Genomic DNA, 12,972 nt, shown 5'->3' with positions numbered 1-12,972 from the left:
GGACCGTTCAGAACTTCAGCTCCAGGGTCGCGCGCACGCTCGGGCCGGCCTTGAAGCGGGTCTCGCGCTCGACCAGTCCGCGCCCCTCTTCCAGGAAGCTGCCCTGGTTGACGAAGTCCTGGCCCAGCAGGTTCGACAGGGCCACGCGCAGCTGGTACTTCGGATTGAACTTGTAGAGCGCGGTCGCTTCCAGGTCGCGCCGCGTCTGCAGCGTCGCCGTCTGGCGGTCGGAGATGCGCACCAGGCCGCCCTGCTTCCAGACGAAGCTGGCGCCCGTGGTGAGCTGGCCGGTCTTGTAGTCGATGCCGAGGGTGCTCGACAGCGGGGTCTGGCCGTCGATGCGGTTGTCCGGACCGGGCACGCCGTCCACCTTCGACCAGTTGGCCGACACGCTGGCGCGCAGGTCGATGGCCGGCGCATCTTTCACCAGCGCCTTCAGGGGGAACTTGGTTTCCAGTTCCAGGCCGCGGGTGCTGGCTTCGCCGGCATTCATCGGCATCGCCACCCAGCGCGCGCCGTCGAAGTTCACGAGCGAACGGGTGTAGCCGTCGATACGGCGCATCGAGCCGCTGATCGAGAACAGCGCGCCCTCGGCCCAGTAGTGCTCGTAGGATGCGTCGAAGCCGAGCGCCAGTTCCGGCTGCAGGTCCGGGTTGCCGGCGAAGTCGGGATCGGTCGAACGGTTGTCGATCGAGGTCTGGCGGCGCGGGATCAGCTGCTGGAAGCTCGGCGCCTTGTAGGTGCGGGTGACGGCGAAGCGCACCTGGTCGCCCTTGGTGTCCGGGATCTTCCACAGGGTCTGCAGCACCGGACTCCAGACGCTCGAGCGCGAGCGGCCGGTGTCGAAGGTATTGCCCTCGGTCGTGGTGCGGATGCCTTCCCAGCGCGCGCCCAGGTAGACCGACAGGCGCGGCGTGAGGCTCCATTCGTCCTGCGCGTACAGGGCCAGGCGCGCGACCTTCGAGGTCGACTCCTCGCCTTTCGGCAGCGCCGGGAAGACGCGCGCGCCCGCCTCGAATTCCTCGCGGCTGTCGTTGCGCACCGACCAGCCGCCATCCCAGCCCATGCCGAGCTGGTGGCCCTGCATGATGGTCTTGCTGTACTTGCCGACCGTGGTCGCGCCCTGCTCGTCCGCTTCCAGGTGCACCAGGTTGTCCACGGCGCGCGGTGCGCCGGCCGGCGTCCAGCGCCGATTGTCGGTCGTGTTCCAGCCGCCGATCAGGCTGGCCTTGACGTCGAGTTTGGCGCCGTCGGCCAGCTTGTGCACCCAGTTCACTTCGGTGCGCACGACGTCGTTGTCGCTGCGGACGGAACTGTCCAGTACCGGATACGGGGCCGGCGCGCCCAGGGTCGTGCTGGTGGTCTGCCGGTTGTGCAGGCGGAAGCGCGCCGAGTTCACGAAGCTTTGCGAGGTCAGGGTGTCGCCGCCTTCGAGCGCCCAGTTCAGGCGCGGCGCCAGGTTGAACAGTTTCAGGCGGCCGTCCTCGGCGCCGGCGATGTCGCGCATCTGGACCGGGACGCCGACCGCGTCGAAGGCATTCTCGTCGCTGAGGACGTCGCGGCCGAACTGTTCGGCCATCACGCTGGCGGCGACCGAGTAGGACATCTTGCCCAGCTTGTCGGACAGCTGCAGGTTGGCGGTCGGGCCCTGGAAACCGCTGCCGGTGCGGGCGCCGATCTTGAATTCGCGCTGGCCGGCGCGCACCACTTTCTTGAGCACGATGTTGACGGTGCCGGCCACCGACTGGGTCGAGTATTCGGCGCTGGCCGCGCGCAGCACCTCGATGCGCTCGATCACGTCGGGCGAGAGCGAATCGATACTGAAGCCGGCCGGGGCGCGCTCGCCGTTGATCAGGATCTGCGTGTAGCCGGCGCCCAGGCCGCGCATGCGGACCTCGCCGCCGCGCCCGTTCGGACTGCTGACCGTGATGCCGGGCACGCGTTTCAGGACGTCGACCACGCTGGTGTCGCCGTATTTCGCGATTTCTTCCTGGGTGACGACGATCTTGGTCGCCGTGTCGTCGCGCCGCGGGTCGTAGCTGTCGGCCATGCCGCGCACCTCGACCTTCTGCATTTTCTGGTCGCTCGCGGATTGGGCGGCATCGGTCTTCGGCGCGCTCGTGGTGGTCTGCTGGGCCAGGGCGGGAAAAGCGGAAGCCAGCGCGGCGGCCAGCAGGGTCATGCGAATCGGAGCGAGGATATACATATCAGAATGCCAAGTTTATGAGAATGTATTGTCCATTAGTTCGGGCACATTTAGATGCTTTGGAGAATATATTTTCGATATGCATGTTCACGACAGCCACGGACGGGGGTGTCCGGAAGCGATGCGCTACACTGGCCACGGGGCGTACCCACGCAAACAAAGATATGCACCGGCACGCCCCTTATTTATAATTCGCCATCATCACAAGCAATAAAGGGCTGCCACCGTGTCCGACCGTTTCAAAGTACTGCCGCAATATGTCCTGCCCAAGCAGGCGCTGACCTCGTTCGCCGGCCGCGTCGCCGGCCACCGCGGCGGCAGGGTGACCACCCGCCTGATCCGCTGGTTCGTGGCCAAGTACGGCGTCAACATGGAAGAAGCAGCTAACTCCGACATCGCCAGCTACCCGAGCTTCAACGAGTTCTTCACCCGTCCGCTGAAGGACGGCGTGCGTCCGCTGGCCCAGGCCGACTTCGTCTGCCCGGTGGACGGCGCGATCAGCCAGTTCGGTTCGATCGACGACCACCACATCCTGCAGGCCAAGGGCCACAAGTTCACCACCACCCAGCTGGTGGGCGGCGATGCGCAATTGGGCGCCCTGTTCCAGCATGGCTCGTTTGCGAACCTGTACCTGAGCCCCAAGGATTACCACCGCCTGCACATGCCTTGCGACGGCCGCCTGACGCGCATGATCTACGTGCCGGGCGCCCTGTTCTCGGTGAACCCGACCACGGCGCGCGGCGTGCCCGGCCTGTTCGCACGCAACGAGCGCGTGGTCTGCGTATTCGAGTCCGAGCAGTTCGGCACCTTCGTCATGGTGCTGGTCGGCGCGACCATCGTCGGCAGCATGGCAACGCCCTGGCATGGCGTCGTCAACCCGCAGCGCCACGGCCGCATCTCGGAGTGGACCTATGACGCGTCGCCGGTGGTGCTGAAAAAAGGCGAAGAGATGGGACGCTTCCTGCTCGGCTCCACGGTCGTCATGCTGTTCAAGGAGAAGACCATCGCCTTCAATCCGGACTGGGCGCCGGAGCGCAAGGTGCGCCTGGGCGAGATGATGGGCAACCGGCCGGCCTGAGTTGCCGCGGCAGGTGTTTCGTGGCAGGATGGGCTCAACCATTCTCCGCCGGGCCTGCCATGAACGACGCGCGCCAGACTGCATCCCTCGCTTCCGACACCCTCAGCGTCGCCGATGCACAACGCGACATGCGCCATGCCTACATGGACGGCGCGCCAGGGATCCTGACCTCGGCCACCGTCTGGTTCGTCGCCAGCATGGTGTGCCTCTTGCAGTCTCCCCGCCAGGCCGTGTGGGCGCTCTTTATCGGCGGCATGTTGATCCATCCGGTCGCGCTCGCCCTGCTCAAACTGCTGGGGCGCCCGGCCAGGCATGCGCGCCGCAATCCGCTCGGCACGCTGGCCTTGAGCACGACCATCTGGATGATCCTGGCGCTGCCACTGGCCTATGCGGTATCGATGCTGCGCCTCGACTGGTTCTTCCCGGCGATGCTGTTCGTGATCGGCGGCCGCTACCTCACCTTCGAGACACTCTACGGCATGCGCATCTACCTGCTGTTCGGCGCGGTGCTGGCGCTGGCCGGCTATGCGCTGGGCTCGCTGGGCGCGAGCGCCGCGGCGGGCGCGTTTGCGGGTGCCGCCATCGAGGCCGGCTTCGGCGCCTTCATCCTTGCCACGGCGCGGCGCGAACGCATGGGCTGAGGCCGGGGCGCAGCCTGTCTGCCGCTGCTATTTCACCTGCCGCGCATTCGCGCCGGCGCGGGCCGAAAGTGCCTCGACCGCAGCCCGGCCCAGCACGGGATGGTCGAGCAAGCCGGTGAGGACGGGAACGCTCTCGCCGGGCGTGCCGATAGCCACCAGGGCTTCCAGCGCCGCCGCGCCTTCCCAGCTGTCACCGCCAAGCTTCGCCCGTTCCAGCGCGCCCAGGACCGCCGGCAGTGCGCCGCGCGCGTCCTTGCCGATCGTGGTCAGGGCATCGAGTACCCACAGGGTATCCGTCGCGTCGATCAGCATCGCGCTCAGGTGAGGAACGACGCGTCCGTCGTATTTCCCCAGCCCGCCAAGCACGCGCAGCGCATGGCGGGCGTGACCGGGATCGCCGGTTCTGTCGAGCAGGAGCGGGATCGCCGGCCGCGCAGCCGCTCCGATGGCCCCCACCGCATCGTAGAGCTCACGGTACAGTCCGTTCAGCGCCGCGGGCAGTCGAGCGAGGTGCGCCATCAGGAGCGGCAACGCGGCATGCGCATCGGGGCCGATGGCGGCCACGGTCTCCAGCGCCCCGATCAGGGGCGCGCCTTTGTCGGAGCGGAGCATGGCAAGGACGACAGGCATGGCAGCGGCGCCGCGCGCAGCCAGGTCCTTGACGGCGCAGTGCTGGATATGCGCGGCCGCGTCACTCGCGATGATGGCACCCAGCGCAGCATCCGACACACTCGCCTTCGCGGGCACGCAAGGCGGTGCGGGCGGTGGCGCGGTGAAAGCGCGGCCCGGCAACGGCGCTGCGGCGGCCAGCATCGATGCCGCCACGAAGAGTAGTCGTCCGGGTCGAATCGTCATGTTCTTGTTTCGCTTCAGGTCGGGAAATGAATGGGGCTAGCGATTGCCGCCCACTTCCTTGCAAAACATCTCCTCCATCATATCCAGGAACGCCCGCGTCTTGGCCGGCATCAGGCGCCGCCCTGGAAAGACGGCCCAGCCGGTGGCGGCGGGCAAGTCCCACTCCGGCAGCACCCGTACCAGTTCTCCCTTCTTCAGCAGGGGCGCGGCAAACAGCTCCGAGCTGGCCGCGATGCCCGCGCCGCTGCAGGCGATGCGCGCCAGCAGATCGGGCGAATTGGCCGTCAGGCGCGCCGGCAGTTCGCGTTCCCAGCGGGTCTTGCCGCGCGAGAGTACCCAGGACACCGGCCCGCCGCCCCGGCTGAGCAGGCACAGCAGGTCGTGGCCGAGCAGGTCGTCGGGATGCTCGGGCAGGCCGCGCACGGCCGTGTAGCAGGGCGAGGCGTACAGGCCGAAACGCTGCAGGGTGACGCGGCGCGCGGCCAGGCTGGCGTCGTCGGGCAAATCTCCCATGCGGATCGCGATGTCGAAGTTTTCCGCGACCAGGTCGACCCGGCGCGGCGACAGGTCCAGTTCCACGCTCACCGCCGGATAGCGCTCGAGGAAACGCCCGATCATCGCGCTCATGCCGAGATTGGCGAAGTCGGCCGGCAGCGAAATGCGCAGGCGGCCGCTGGGCGCGGCCTGGCGGTGCTGGGCCAGGGCGCCGGCCGCTTCCGACTCTTCGACTACCTTGCGCGCATGCTCGAGCAGGCTGGCGCCGAACTCCGTCACCATGAGTTTGCGGGTCGTGCGCTGCAGCAGGCGTTCACCGAGGCGCGCTTCCAGCAGGGAGATCCGGCGCGAGACGGTCGATTTCGGCAGGTTTACGCGGGTGGCCGCGGCGCTGAAACTGCCGGCTTCGACAATGCGGGCGAACAGCACCAGGTCGTTCGGTTCGACTTCCATGATTGTTCCACTGGTTGAATAATGTTATCCATTCTAGCGTCTTCTGGATTGATTTTGGAACTGATAAAGTGTCTCTCATCGAAACACCGAACACCACTTCAACAAGGGACACAAACATGAACATCCTCCAGATCACCTCCAGCCTGCGTGGCGCCGAATCCGAATCGACCCGCGTCACCAACAGCGTCGTCGCCAAACTGGTCGCCGCCAATCCCGGCGCCACCGTCGTCACCCGCGACCTGGCGCGCGACCCGCACCCGCAGCTGGACGAAGCGGCACTGGGCGCGCTGTTCACCCCGGTCGAATCGCGCACTGCCGAGCAGGCCGCCCGCGTGGCCCTGGACGACGCCCTGATCGCGCAAGTGCAGGCGGCCGACGTGGTCGTGATCGGCGCGCCGATGTACAACTTCGGCATTCCGGTGCAGCTGAAGGCCTGGTTCGACGCCATCGCCCGTGCCGGCGTCACCTTCCGCTACACCGAGACCGGTCCGGAAGGCCTGCTGAAGGGTAAAAAAGTGTACGTGGCCACGGCGCGCGGCGGCATCTATCCGGCGGACGCGGATCCGCAAGTGCCCTTCGTGCGCATGCTGCTGAACTTCCTGGGCATGACGGATCACACCTTCATCCACTCGGCAGCGCAGTCCATGGGTCCGGAAGCATCGGCCAAGGGCCGTGCGGAAGCCGACGCCACCATCGAAGCCGCACTGGCGTAAATCGCTTGGCGGCATAACCAAGGAGATGAGAATGAACGCAATACTTGAACAGCGCGTGGCGCGTCCACGCGGCGTGGAACGCGTGATCAGCGGCCAGTTCGTGATGGACGGCGCCGGCGTCAAGATCAACCGCGTTCTCACCAACACCTTGCAGCGCCGCCTCGATCCCTTCCTGATGCTCGACGCCTTCGGAAGCGACAAGGCCGGCGACTACATCGCCGGCTTCCCGGAGCACCCGCACCGCGGCTTCGAGACCATCACCTACATGCTGGCCGGACGCATGCGCCACCGCGACAGCGGCGGCAACGAGGGCCTGATCACGGACGGCGGCGTGCAGTGGATGACGGCGGGACGCGGCGTGATCCACTCCGAGATGCCCGAGCAGAACGAAGGCCTGATGGAAGGCTTCCAGCTCTGGCTGAACCTGCCGGCCAGGGACAAGCTGTGCGAACCCTGGTACCGCGACATCCCGAACGCCGAGGTGCCGCGCTTCACGACGGACGCCGGCGCGACGGTGCAGGTGATCGCGGGTGCTTCGCATGGCGTCGCGGGCGCGGTGCAGCGCGAGGGTACGGAGCCGGTTTATCTCGACATCGAGCTGCCTGCGGGCGCTTCCTTCGAGCAGCCGCTGCCCGCCGGGCACAATGCCTTCGTCTACGTGTTCCGCGGCGAGGCGGTCGTTGCCGGCAAAGGCGTGCCGCAGACGAAGATGGCGATCCTGGATAATGCCGAAGGCGCGGACGGCGTCGTCGTCAAAGCCTCCAGTCCCACCCGCCTGCTGCTGATCGCAGGCCGTCCACTGAAGGAGCCGATCGCGCAGTACGGTCCCTTCGTGATGAATACCCAGGCCGAGCTGCACCAGGCGGTCGAGGACTTCCGGGCCGGGCGTTTCGCGGCCTGAAGTTAGATTTAATGCGCGCCTGGGCGGTCATTGGATCGCCCGGCGCGCTTGCGTTACACTGCCGGGCATGCCCCTGTATCCCATCTTCCTCGATCTGCTGTCGAAAGCCAGCCATGCGCTCGGCTTCGAGACGATCGACCGTTTTCCACCGAACCATCCGTACGCGCGCACCCACTGGGACCGCGCCTGGTTCGACATCGCTTCCGACCTGAAGCCCGAAGCCATCGAGCGCGCGCTGTGCGTCTCGATCGCCAACACCCCTTCCGTCTTCGCCCATATCGCCAACCCGACGCCGGCCATGCAGCGCACCCTGCTTGGCGTGATCGACACGCGCCTGCGCCGCTCGCCCGGCGCGCCGCCGCTGGACCTGGTGGCGCTGCTGATCGAGGCTTACCGCAGCCCGTACACGATCGAGGCGCGGCCCGGCCTGCGCGCGGCGATCGAGGCGACCCGCGAGCAGGACATGCGCGAACGCATCCATGCGACGCTCGCCTTCCTCGGCGCGATGCCGGCCGCTTTCGACGTCATCGACCTGAATTAGCCGCTGTACTGAACATCGGCCGCGTCAGGTTGCTGGGCACGTAGCGTTCGCGCAGCTGCATGAACGGCGTCTCGACCAGCCGGTACAGGAGCCAGCCCACGAGTACCGACAGGGCCAGCAGGGCCGCAATCGCGACCGCTGTCTGCGGTCCGTAGCCGAGGTCCTGCAGCGGAGCGGCCGCGACTTCGCCGACGGCCCGGTGCGTCAGGTAGATCGCGTATGACCACACGGCCAGCGCCCCCGCGCCCGGCACGCGCAGGTCGCGCAACAGCGAACGCTGCGAGAGCGCGGCCAGGATCAGCAGGCCGAAGCCGATGCCGAGCAGCGGATAGCCGAACACGGTCGCGGCCACGCCGTAGTGGTTGTCGAGGAAAAGCCAGAAGGTCGCGCCGAGCACCACCAGCCCCGCGAGCAGCGTGCGGTTGCCGTGCGCCGTGATGCGGGTCCACAACGCCGGATGCTGGTTACGCAGCAGCGCCAGCGCGACGCCGGCCACCAGCTCGTCGAGGCGGCATAAGCTCGAGTAATAAATCAGCTTGTAATAGAAGTAAATCCCATACTTGTGCGCATCGACGTGCCCGCTCCAGAGCTGGAAGCGCAGCAGCATGCCGCCCAGGATCACGCAGGCGACGAAGGCCCAGGCGTAGCCGATGCGCAGGCGCAGCTTCGCATGCAGCGCCGCGCCCAGCAGGGCCAGGGCCGGCAGCAGCAGATAGAACTGCTCCTCGACCGCGAGCGACCAGCTGTGCGAAAAGGCAGTGCCCGGCGCCAGGCCCAGGTTCTGGGTGAACGTCAGGTAGCGCCACAGGGGCGCGAGCGGCGCGTCCTCGCCCACGGCGGGCCAGAGAAAATAAATCGCCAGCACCACCAGGTAATTCGGCAGCGTGCGCAGCAGGCGCCGCGCATAGAAGGATTTCAGGGACAGGCCGCTTTCCGTCTTCAACGCGACGAAGATCTGGTTGCCGATCAGGTAGCCCGAGAGCGCGAAGAACAGGTCGACGCCGGCCCAGCCGATCTGCCCGACCCAGCCGAAGGTATGGTCGTCGTTCGACACGAACAGGGTGTAATGGTGCAGGACGACCAGCGTGACGGCGAGCGCGCGCAGGGTGTCGAGGCCATGCAGGCGGGCGCTGCGGGGAGAGCTCATCGGATAGTCAAATGGTGAAGGTGCCGGATCATGCCATGCGCCTCCCGCACATACCATCTTTTCCCGATAAAATGTCGGCACCGATATTTCTTTGGATCATCTTGCATGGCTTCCGCACCGAATCTGCAGTTCAAGTTTGTCAACTATACCGGCCTGGAAGAAGGTCCGAGCGTGATCATCATGGGTGCGACCCATGGCAACGAAACCTGCGGCACCGAAGCGATCCGCCGCATCATGGCGGAACTCGACAGCGGCGAGCGCAAGATTGCGGCCGGCAGCGTCACTTTCGTGCCGGTCGTCAATCCCCTCGCCTACTTCAAGAACGAGCGCAACGGCGACCGCAACCTGAACCGTAACCTGTTCCCGAAAGTCGATCCGCAGGACTTCGAAGACCGCATCGCCAACTGGCTGTGCCCGCTGCTGGCCCAGCACGACGTCCTGCTCGACCTGCACTCCTTCAATGCCGCGCACGGCGAGCCCTTCGTCATGGTCGGCCCGGTCAACAACGAGGGCCCGCTGGAGCCCTTCAAGCATGCCGAACAGGAACGCGCCCTCGCCCGCCGCCTGGGCGTGCGCCGCTTCGTGACCGGCTGGATGGCGGCCTATGGCGGCGGCGTGCAGCGCCGCTCGCGCGGGAATGCGGCGGAACTGGAAACCGTGCTGCGCTACGGCGTCGGCACCACCGAATATATGCGCACCACGGGCGGCTACGCGCTGACCCTGGAATGCGGCCAGCACGTCGACCCGAAAGCGCCGCAGGTGGCCTACGACGCGATCGTCAACACGCTCGCCTTCCTGAAGCTGATCGAGGCGCCGGAGCCGGAGCCCGTTCCGTTCGAGGAAATGGAAGCGCTGCACATGGTGGCCGTGTACGACAAGCTCGATGCGGGCGACAGCTTCTCGCGTACGTGGGCCAGTTTCGATCCGGTGGCTGAGGGCGAGCAGATCGGCACGCGCGCCGACGGCACGCCGGTGCTGGCAGAATTTTCGGGCCGCATCCTGTTCCCGGATGCGAAGGCGGGGGCGAACTCCGAGTGGTATTACCTGACGCGGGCGAATCCGGAATTCGGACGCGGCTGATGGCATGCGGGGACAGCGCCGCAAGCGTGCGCCGTTGTCCCCGCCCGCGAACTAGTGGATAATTCGGCACCATGACCGATACCGCAACCCTCCCCCCACTCCCAGACCGGCTCTCGATCGATCCGAGCAGCCCTTTCCACAACCGCGACGTCTTCCAGCACGAAGTCGGCATCCGCTTCAACGACAAGGACCGCCATGACGTCGAAGAGTATTGCCTGAGCGAAGGCTGGATCAAGGTGGCCGCCGGCAAGACGCTGGACCGCAAGGGCAAGCCGATGCTGATCAAGCTGAAGGGCAAGGTCGAGGCGTTCTACCGCTGATCGACCCTGGCGGCCTGGCCCGCGGCCGGGCCGTTCGTCCACGTTTTTCCTCCCGGGTTGCGGCGCTTCGCGCGCCGCGCCTGCTGTCGTCCTCCCACAACAGATCCGTCTCCGCTTCGCAGCAGTGCTTGCCCCGCGCGCTCCGGGCTTCTATCATTGCGGCCTTGTAGTTGCCGTACGGCAATCCAACGCACTTGCTGAACCTTTTGGAAGACAGATGAAAGCCACGAAGATTGTTTCGATCCTGCTTGCCGCATTCGCCGCGGGCAGCGTCCATGCCGCCGAACTCGCCACCACCCTCGACCTCGGCACCACCGGTCTCGGCCTGCACCTGAGCACGCCGCTGAGCAGCAAACTGAATGCACGCGTCGGCCTAAACGTCGCCAACTATTCCTACGACGGCAACACCTCGGACCTGGAATACGACTTCAAGCTCAAGCTCAAGACGGCCGATGCCCTGCTCGACTACCACCCCTTCGACGGCGTGTTCCGCGTCACCGGCGGCGTGGTCTACAACGGCAACAAGATCGACGCGCGCGCCAAGCCGAGCGGCGGCAGCTACACCGTCAACGGCCGCGCCTATGACGCCGCCCTGGTCGGCGACCTGAGCGGCAAGATCGACTTCCGCAAGGCAGCCCCTTACCTTGGCATCGGCTGGGGCAACGCGGTGAAGGCGGAAGGCTGGAGCGTCGGCGCCGACCTTGGCGTGACTTTCCAGGGTTCGCCGAAGACGCAACTGGCATCGAACAATTGCACCGCGCCTGCGCTGCTGTGCCAGCAGCTGGCGCGCGACGTCGCGGCCGAGAACGCCGACCTGGCCGAGGAAGTGAAGGACTTCAAGCTGTACCCGGTTGTTCGCGTGGGCATCAGCTACCGTTTCTGATGCGCTGCCCTGGATGAGAAAGCAGGCCTTGTGCCTGCTTTTTTTTCGCCTGCGCCAATCAGGCCGGCGTCAGCAGCTTCAGCCCGGCGATCCCGAGCGCGATCAGGCCGATCGAGCCGATGCGCAGGGCGCCGGCCGGTTCGTTCAGGATGATCATCCCGAACACGGCGGTGCCGATGGTGCCGATGCCGGTCCAGACCGCGTAGGCCGTGCCGAGCGGCAGGTGGCGCAGGGCGAGGCCGAGCATGCCGACGCTGGCCGCCATGGCCAGCAGCGTCAGGACCGAGGGCACGGGGCGGGTAAAACCTTCCGTGTACTTCAGGCCGACGGCCCAGGCCACTTCCAGCAGGCCCGCCACCACCAGATAAATCCAGCTCATTCCGATTCCCACGGGGCTTGCCCGGCTACAAAAAGTGGCCGGCAGTATAGCACCGCGCCCCGTCGAGGCCGGTTCGATGGCGAAAATGAGGCGGTCTCGGCAGGAATCCGGCGCATCCCGTAAGATGCCCCGACTTGACCGCTTAAGGATCCAGCATGACCACTTTGTTCGACCCCATCAAGATCGGTGCCTTCGAGCTGCCGAACCGCGTCATCATGGCGCCGCTGACCCGCGCCCGCGCCGTCGGTCCCGGCCGCGTGCCGAACGCCCTGATGGCCGAATACTATGTCCAGCGCGCCAGCGCCGGCCTGATCCTGTCGGAAGCGACCTCGGTCACCCCGATGGGCGTCGGCTATGCCGACACGCCGGGCATCTGGTCCGATGAGCAGGTCGAGGGCTGGAAACAGGTCACCAAGGCCGTGCACGCAGCCGGCGGCCGCATCGTCATGCAGCTGTGGCACGTGGGCCGCATTTCCGATCCGGTCTTCCTGGACGGCGCCGCCCCGGTCGCCCCGAGCGCGGTGAAGCCGGCCGGCACCGTCAGCCTGGTGCGTCCGAAGCGCGAATACGCGACCCCGCGCGCGCTCGAACTCGACGAGATCGCCGGCATCGTCGCCGCCTACCGCAAGGGCGCCGAGAACGCGAAGAAGGCGGGCTTCGACGGCGTCGAGATCCACGGCGCCAACGGCTACCTGCTCGACCAGTTCCTGCAGGACAGCACCAACCTGCGCAGCGACGCCTACGGCGGTTCGATCGAAAACCGCGCACGCCTGATGCTGGAGGTGACGGACGCCTGCATCGACGTCTGGGGCGCCGACCGCGTCGGCATGCACCTGGCGCCGCGCCGCGACGCCCACGACATGGGCGACTCGAACCCGGTTGCTACCTTCGGCTATGTCGCGCGCGAGCTCGGCAAGCGCGGCATCGCCTTCATCTTCGCGCGCGAAGCCGTGGGCGAAGACAGCCTCGGTCCGCTGCTGAAGCAGGAATTCGGCGGCGCCTTCATCGCCAACGAAAAGATGACGGTCGAGACCGCCGAGCGCCTGCTCACTGCCGGCAATGCCGACGCGATCGCCTTCGGCCTCTGGTTCATCGCCAATCCAGACCTGCCGCAGCGCCTGCAAAGCGGCGCGCCGCTGAACCCGCTGCGTCCCGAGGTGATCTACGGCAGCGGCGCCGAAGGCTATACCGACTACGGTTTCCTGCAGGCCTGACAAGCTCTCGCACGACCGCACCTGGGCCGGTTCTTCGCCGGCCTTTTTTTTCGGCCCTTAAAACGA

Annotated in this window: 14 protein-coding genes; 9 read left to right on the top strand and 5 right to left on the bottom strand. The window is 66.6% G+C overall.

The annotated features are described in order from the left end of the window. Nucleotides 1–7 precede the first annotated feature (7 nt). Nucleotides 8–2,206, bottom strand: coding sequence for a TonB-dependent receptor plug domain-containing protein (locus ACFPQ5_RS23280; RefSeq protein WP_379761285.1), 2,199 nt, complete (start codon nt 2,204–2,206; stop codon nt 8–10). A 226-nt stretch (nt 2,207–2,432) separates the two neighbouring features. On the opposite strand from ACFPQ5_RS23280, the gene asd reads away from it, so the two are divergent. Together asd and ACFPQ5_RS23270 are read left to right on the top strand one after the other, a co-directional pair. Then, nucleotides 2,433–3,284 (top strand): archaetidylserine decarboxylase, encoded by an 852-nt coding sequence (gene asd, locus ACFPQ5_RS23275; protein WP_379761283.1) that lies wholly within the window; start codon nt 2,433–2,435, stop codon nt 3,282–3,284. A gap of 59 nt (nt 3,285–3,343) precedes the next feature. Then, entirely contained in the window at nt 3,344–3,925 is a 582-nt protein-coding gene (locus ACFPQ5_RS23270; protein WP_379761281.1) for a DUF7010 family protein, read from the top strand. Between the two features lie 27 nt (nt 3,926–3,952). On the opposite strand, the gene ACFPQ5_RS23265 is transcribed toward ACFPQ5_RS23270, so the two are convergent. Both ACFPQ5_RS23265 and ACFPQ5_RS23260 read right to left on the bottom strand, forming a co-directional pair. Then, a complete protein-coding gene (locus ACFPQ5_RS23265; protein WP_379761279.1) occupies nt 3,953–4,780 on the bottom strand; it encodes a hypothetical protein in 828 nt (275 codons plus the stop codon). A 36-nt stretch (nt 4,781–4,816) separates the two neighbouring features. Beyond that, nucleotides 4,817–5,728: a LysR family transcriptional regulator gene (locus tag ACFPQ5_RS23260; protein ID WP_379761277.1), complete on the bottom strand. Its 912-nt coding sequence runs from the start codon at nt 5,726–5,728 to the stop codon at nt 4,817–4,819. Between the two features lie 116 nt (nt 5,729–5,844). Between ACFPQ5_RS23260 and ACFPQ5_RS23255 the strand changes: the two genes are divergently transcribed. The 3 genes from ACFPQ5_RS23255 (at nt 5,845) to ACFPQ5_RS23245 (ending at nt 7,883) form a co-directional block, all read left to right on the top strand. Continuing rightward, nucleotides 5,845–6,441: an FMN-dependent NADH-azoreductase gene (locus ACFPQ5_RS23255; protein WP_379761275.1), complete on the top strand. Its 597-nt coding sequence runs from the start codon at nt 5,845–5,847 to the stop codon at nt 6,439–6,441. A 31-nt stretch (nt 6,442–6,472) separates the two neighbouring features. Continuing rightward, complete coding sequence (locus ACFPQ5_RS23250; protein ID WP_379761273.1) at nt 6,473–7,342, top strand: pirin family protein; 870 nt, start codon at nt 6,473–6,475, stop codon at nt 7,340–7,342. Nucleotides 7,343–7,409: 67 nt separating this feature from the next. After that, entirely contained in the window at nt 7,410–7,883 is a 474-nt protein-coding gene (locus ACFPQ5_RS23245; RefSeq protein WP_379761271.1) for a hypothetical protein, read from the top strand. Here ACFPQ5_RS23245 and ACFPQ5_RS23240 read toward each other — a convergent pair. Next, the gene (locus ACFPQ5_RS23240) at nt 7,867–9,030 is read right to left on the bottom strand and encodes an acyltransferase family protein (protein ID WP_379761269.1); all 1,164 of its coding nucleotides are present in this window, start codon (nt 9,028–9,030) and stop codon (nt 7,867–7,869) included. The two genes, ACFPQ5_RS23245 and ACFPQ5_RS23240, sit on opposite strands and share 17 nt — an antisense overlap. A gap of 105 nt (nt 9,031–9,135) precedes the next feature. Between ACFPQ5_RS23240 and ACFPQ5_RS23235 the strand changes: the two genes are divergently transcribed. The 3 genes from ACFPQ5_RS23235 (at nt 9,136) to ACFPQ5_RS23225 (ending at nt 11,313) form a co-directional block, all read left to right on the top strand. Further along, a complete protein-coding gene (locus tag ACFPQ5_RS23235; protein WP_379761267.1) occupies nt 9,136–10,110 on the top strand; it encodes a M14 family metallopeptidase in 975 nt (324 codons plus the stop codon). A gap of 71 nt (nt 10,111–10,181) precedes the next feature. Continuing rightward, the gene (locus tag ACFPQ5_RS23230) at nt 10,182–10,430 is read left to right on the top strand and encodes a DUF3297 family protein (protein ID WP_136221085.1); all 249 of its coding nucleotides are present in this window, start codon (nt 10,182–10,184) and stop codon (nt 10,428–10,430) included. A 217-nt stretch (nt 10,431–10,647) separates the two neighbouring features. Then, nucleotides 10,648–11,313: a hypothetical protein gene (locus ACFPQ5_RS23225; RefSeq protein WP_379761264.1), complete on the top strand. Its 666-nt coding sequence runs from the start codon at nt 10,648–10,650 to the stop codon at nt 11,311–11,313. 58 nt (nt 11,314–11,371) lie between these two features. On the opposite strand, the gene sugE is transcribed toward ACFPQ5_RS23225, so the two are convergent. After that, a complete protein-coding gene (sugE, locus tag ACFPQ5_RS23220) occupies nt 11,372–11,692 on the bottom strand; it encodes a quaternary ammonium compound efflux SMR transporter SugE (RefSeq protein ID WP_379761262.1) in 321 nt (106 codons plus the stop codon). A 155-nt stretch (nt 11,693–11,847) separates the two neighbouring features. On the opposite strand from sugE, the gene ACFPQ5_RS23215 reads away from it, so the two are divergent. Beyond that, nucleotides 11,848–12,906 (top strand): alkene reductase, encoded by a 1,059-nt coding sequence (locus ACFPQ5_RS23215; protein ID WP_379761260.1) that lies wholly within the window; start codon nt 11,848–11,850, stop codon nt 12,904–12,906. The last annotated feature ends 66 nt before the right edge of the window (nt 12,907–12,972 follow it).

It is taken from the genome of Massilia suwonensis, from assembly GCF_042655665.1.
Taxonomy (GTDB): Bacteria; Pseudomonadota; Gammaproteobacteria; order Burkholderiales; family Burkholderiaceae_D; genus Telluria; species Telluria suwonensis.
The sequence above is the reverse complement of the archived record's forward strand: the minus strand, read 5'-3'. Positions and strand labels throughout refer to the sequence as shown.

Excerpts from the sequence above, each read along its gene's own strand:
- ACFPQ5_RS23280 (WP_379761285.1), bottom strand. The coding sequence starts at position 2,206 with ATGTATATCCTCGCTCCGATTCGCATGACCCTGCTGGCCGCCGCGCTG.
- ACFPQ5_RS23270 (WP_379761281.1), top strand. The coding sequence starts at position 3,344 with ATGAACGACGCGCGCCAGACTGCATCCCTCGCTTCCGACACCCTCAGC.
- ACFPQ5_RS23265 (WP_379761279.1), bottom strand. The coding sequence starts at position 4,780 with ATGACGATTCGACCCGGACGACTACTCTTCGTGGCGGCATCGATGCTG.
- ACFPQ5_RS23260 (WP_379761277.1), bottom strand. The coding sequence starts at position 5,728 with ATGGAAGTCGAACCGAACGACCTGGTGCTGTTCGCCCGCATTGTCGAA.
- ACFPQ5_RS23255 (WP_379761275.1), top strand. The coding sequence starts at position 5,845 with ATGAACATCCTCCAGATCACCTCCAGCCTGCGTGGCGCCGAATCCGAA.
- ACFPQ5_RS23250 (WP_379761273.1), top strand. The coding sequence starts at position 6,473 with ATGAACGCAATACTTGAACAGCGCGTGGCGCGTCCACGCGGCGTGGAA.
- ACFPQ5_RS23245 (WP_379761271.1), top strand. The coding sequence starts at position 7,410 with ATGCCCCTGTATCCCATCTTCCTCGATCTGCTGTCGAAAGCCAGCCAT.
- ACFPQ5_RS23240 (WP_379761269.1), bottom strand. The coding sequence starts at position 9,030 with ATGAGCTCTCCCCGCAGCGCCCGCCTGCATGGCCTCGACACCCTGCGC.
- ACFPQ5_RS23235 (WP_379761267.1), top strand. The coding sequence starts at position 9,136 with ATGGCTTCCGCACCGAATCTGCAGTTCAAGTTTGTCAACTATACCGGC.
- ACFPQ5_RS23230 (WP_136221085.1), top strand. The coding sequence starts at position 10,182 with ATGACCGATACCGCAACCCTCCCCCCACTCCCAGACCGGCTCTCGATC.
- ACFPQ5_RS23225 (WP_379761264.1), top strand. The coding sequence starts at position 10,648 with ATGAAAGCCACGAAGATTGTTTCGATCCTGCTTGCCGCATTCGCCGCG.
- sugE (WP_379761262.1), bottom strand. The coding sequence starts at position 11,692 with ATGAGCTGGATTTATCTGGTGGTGGCGGGCCTGCTGGAAGTGGCCTGG.
- ACFPQ5_RS23215 (WP_379761260.1), top strand. The coding sequence starts at position 11,848 with ATGACCACTTTGTTCGACCCCATCAAGATCGGTGCCTTCGAGCTGCCG.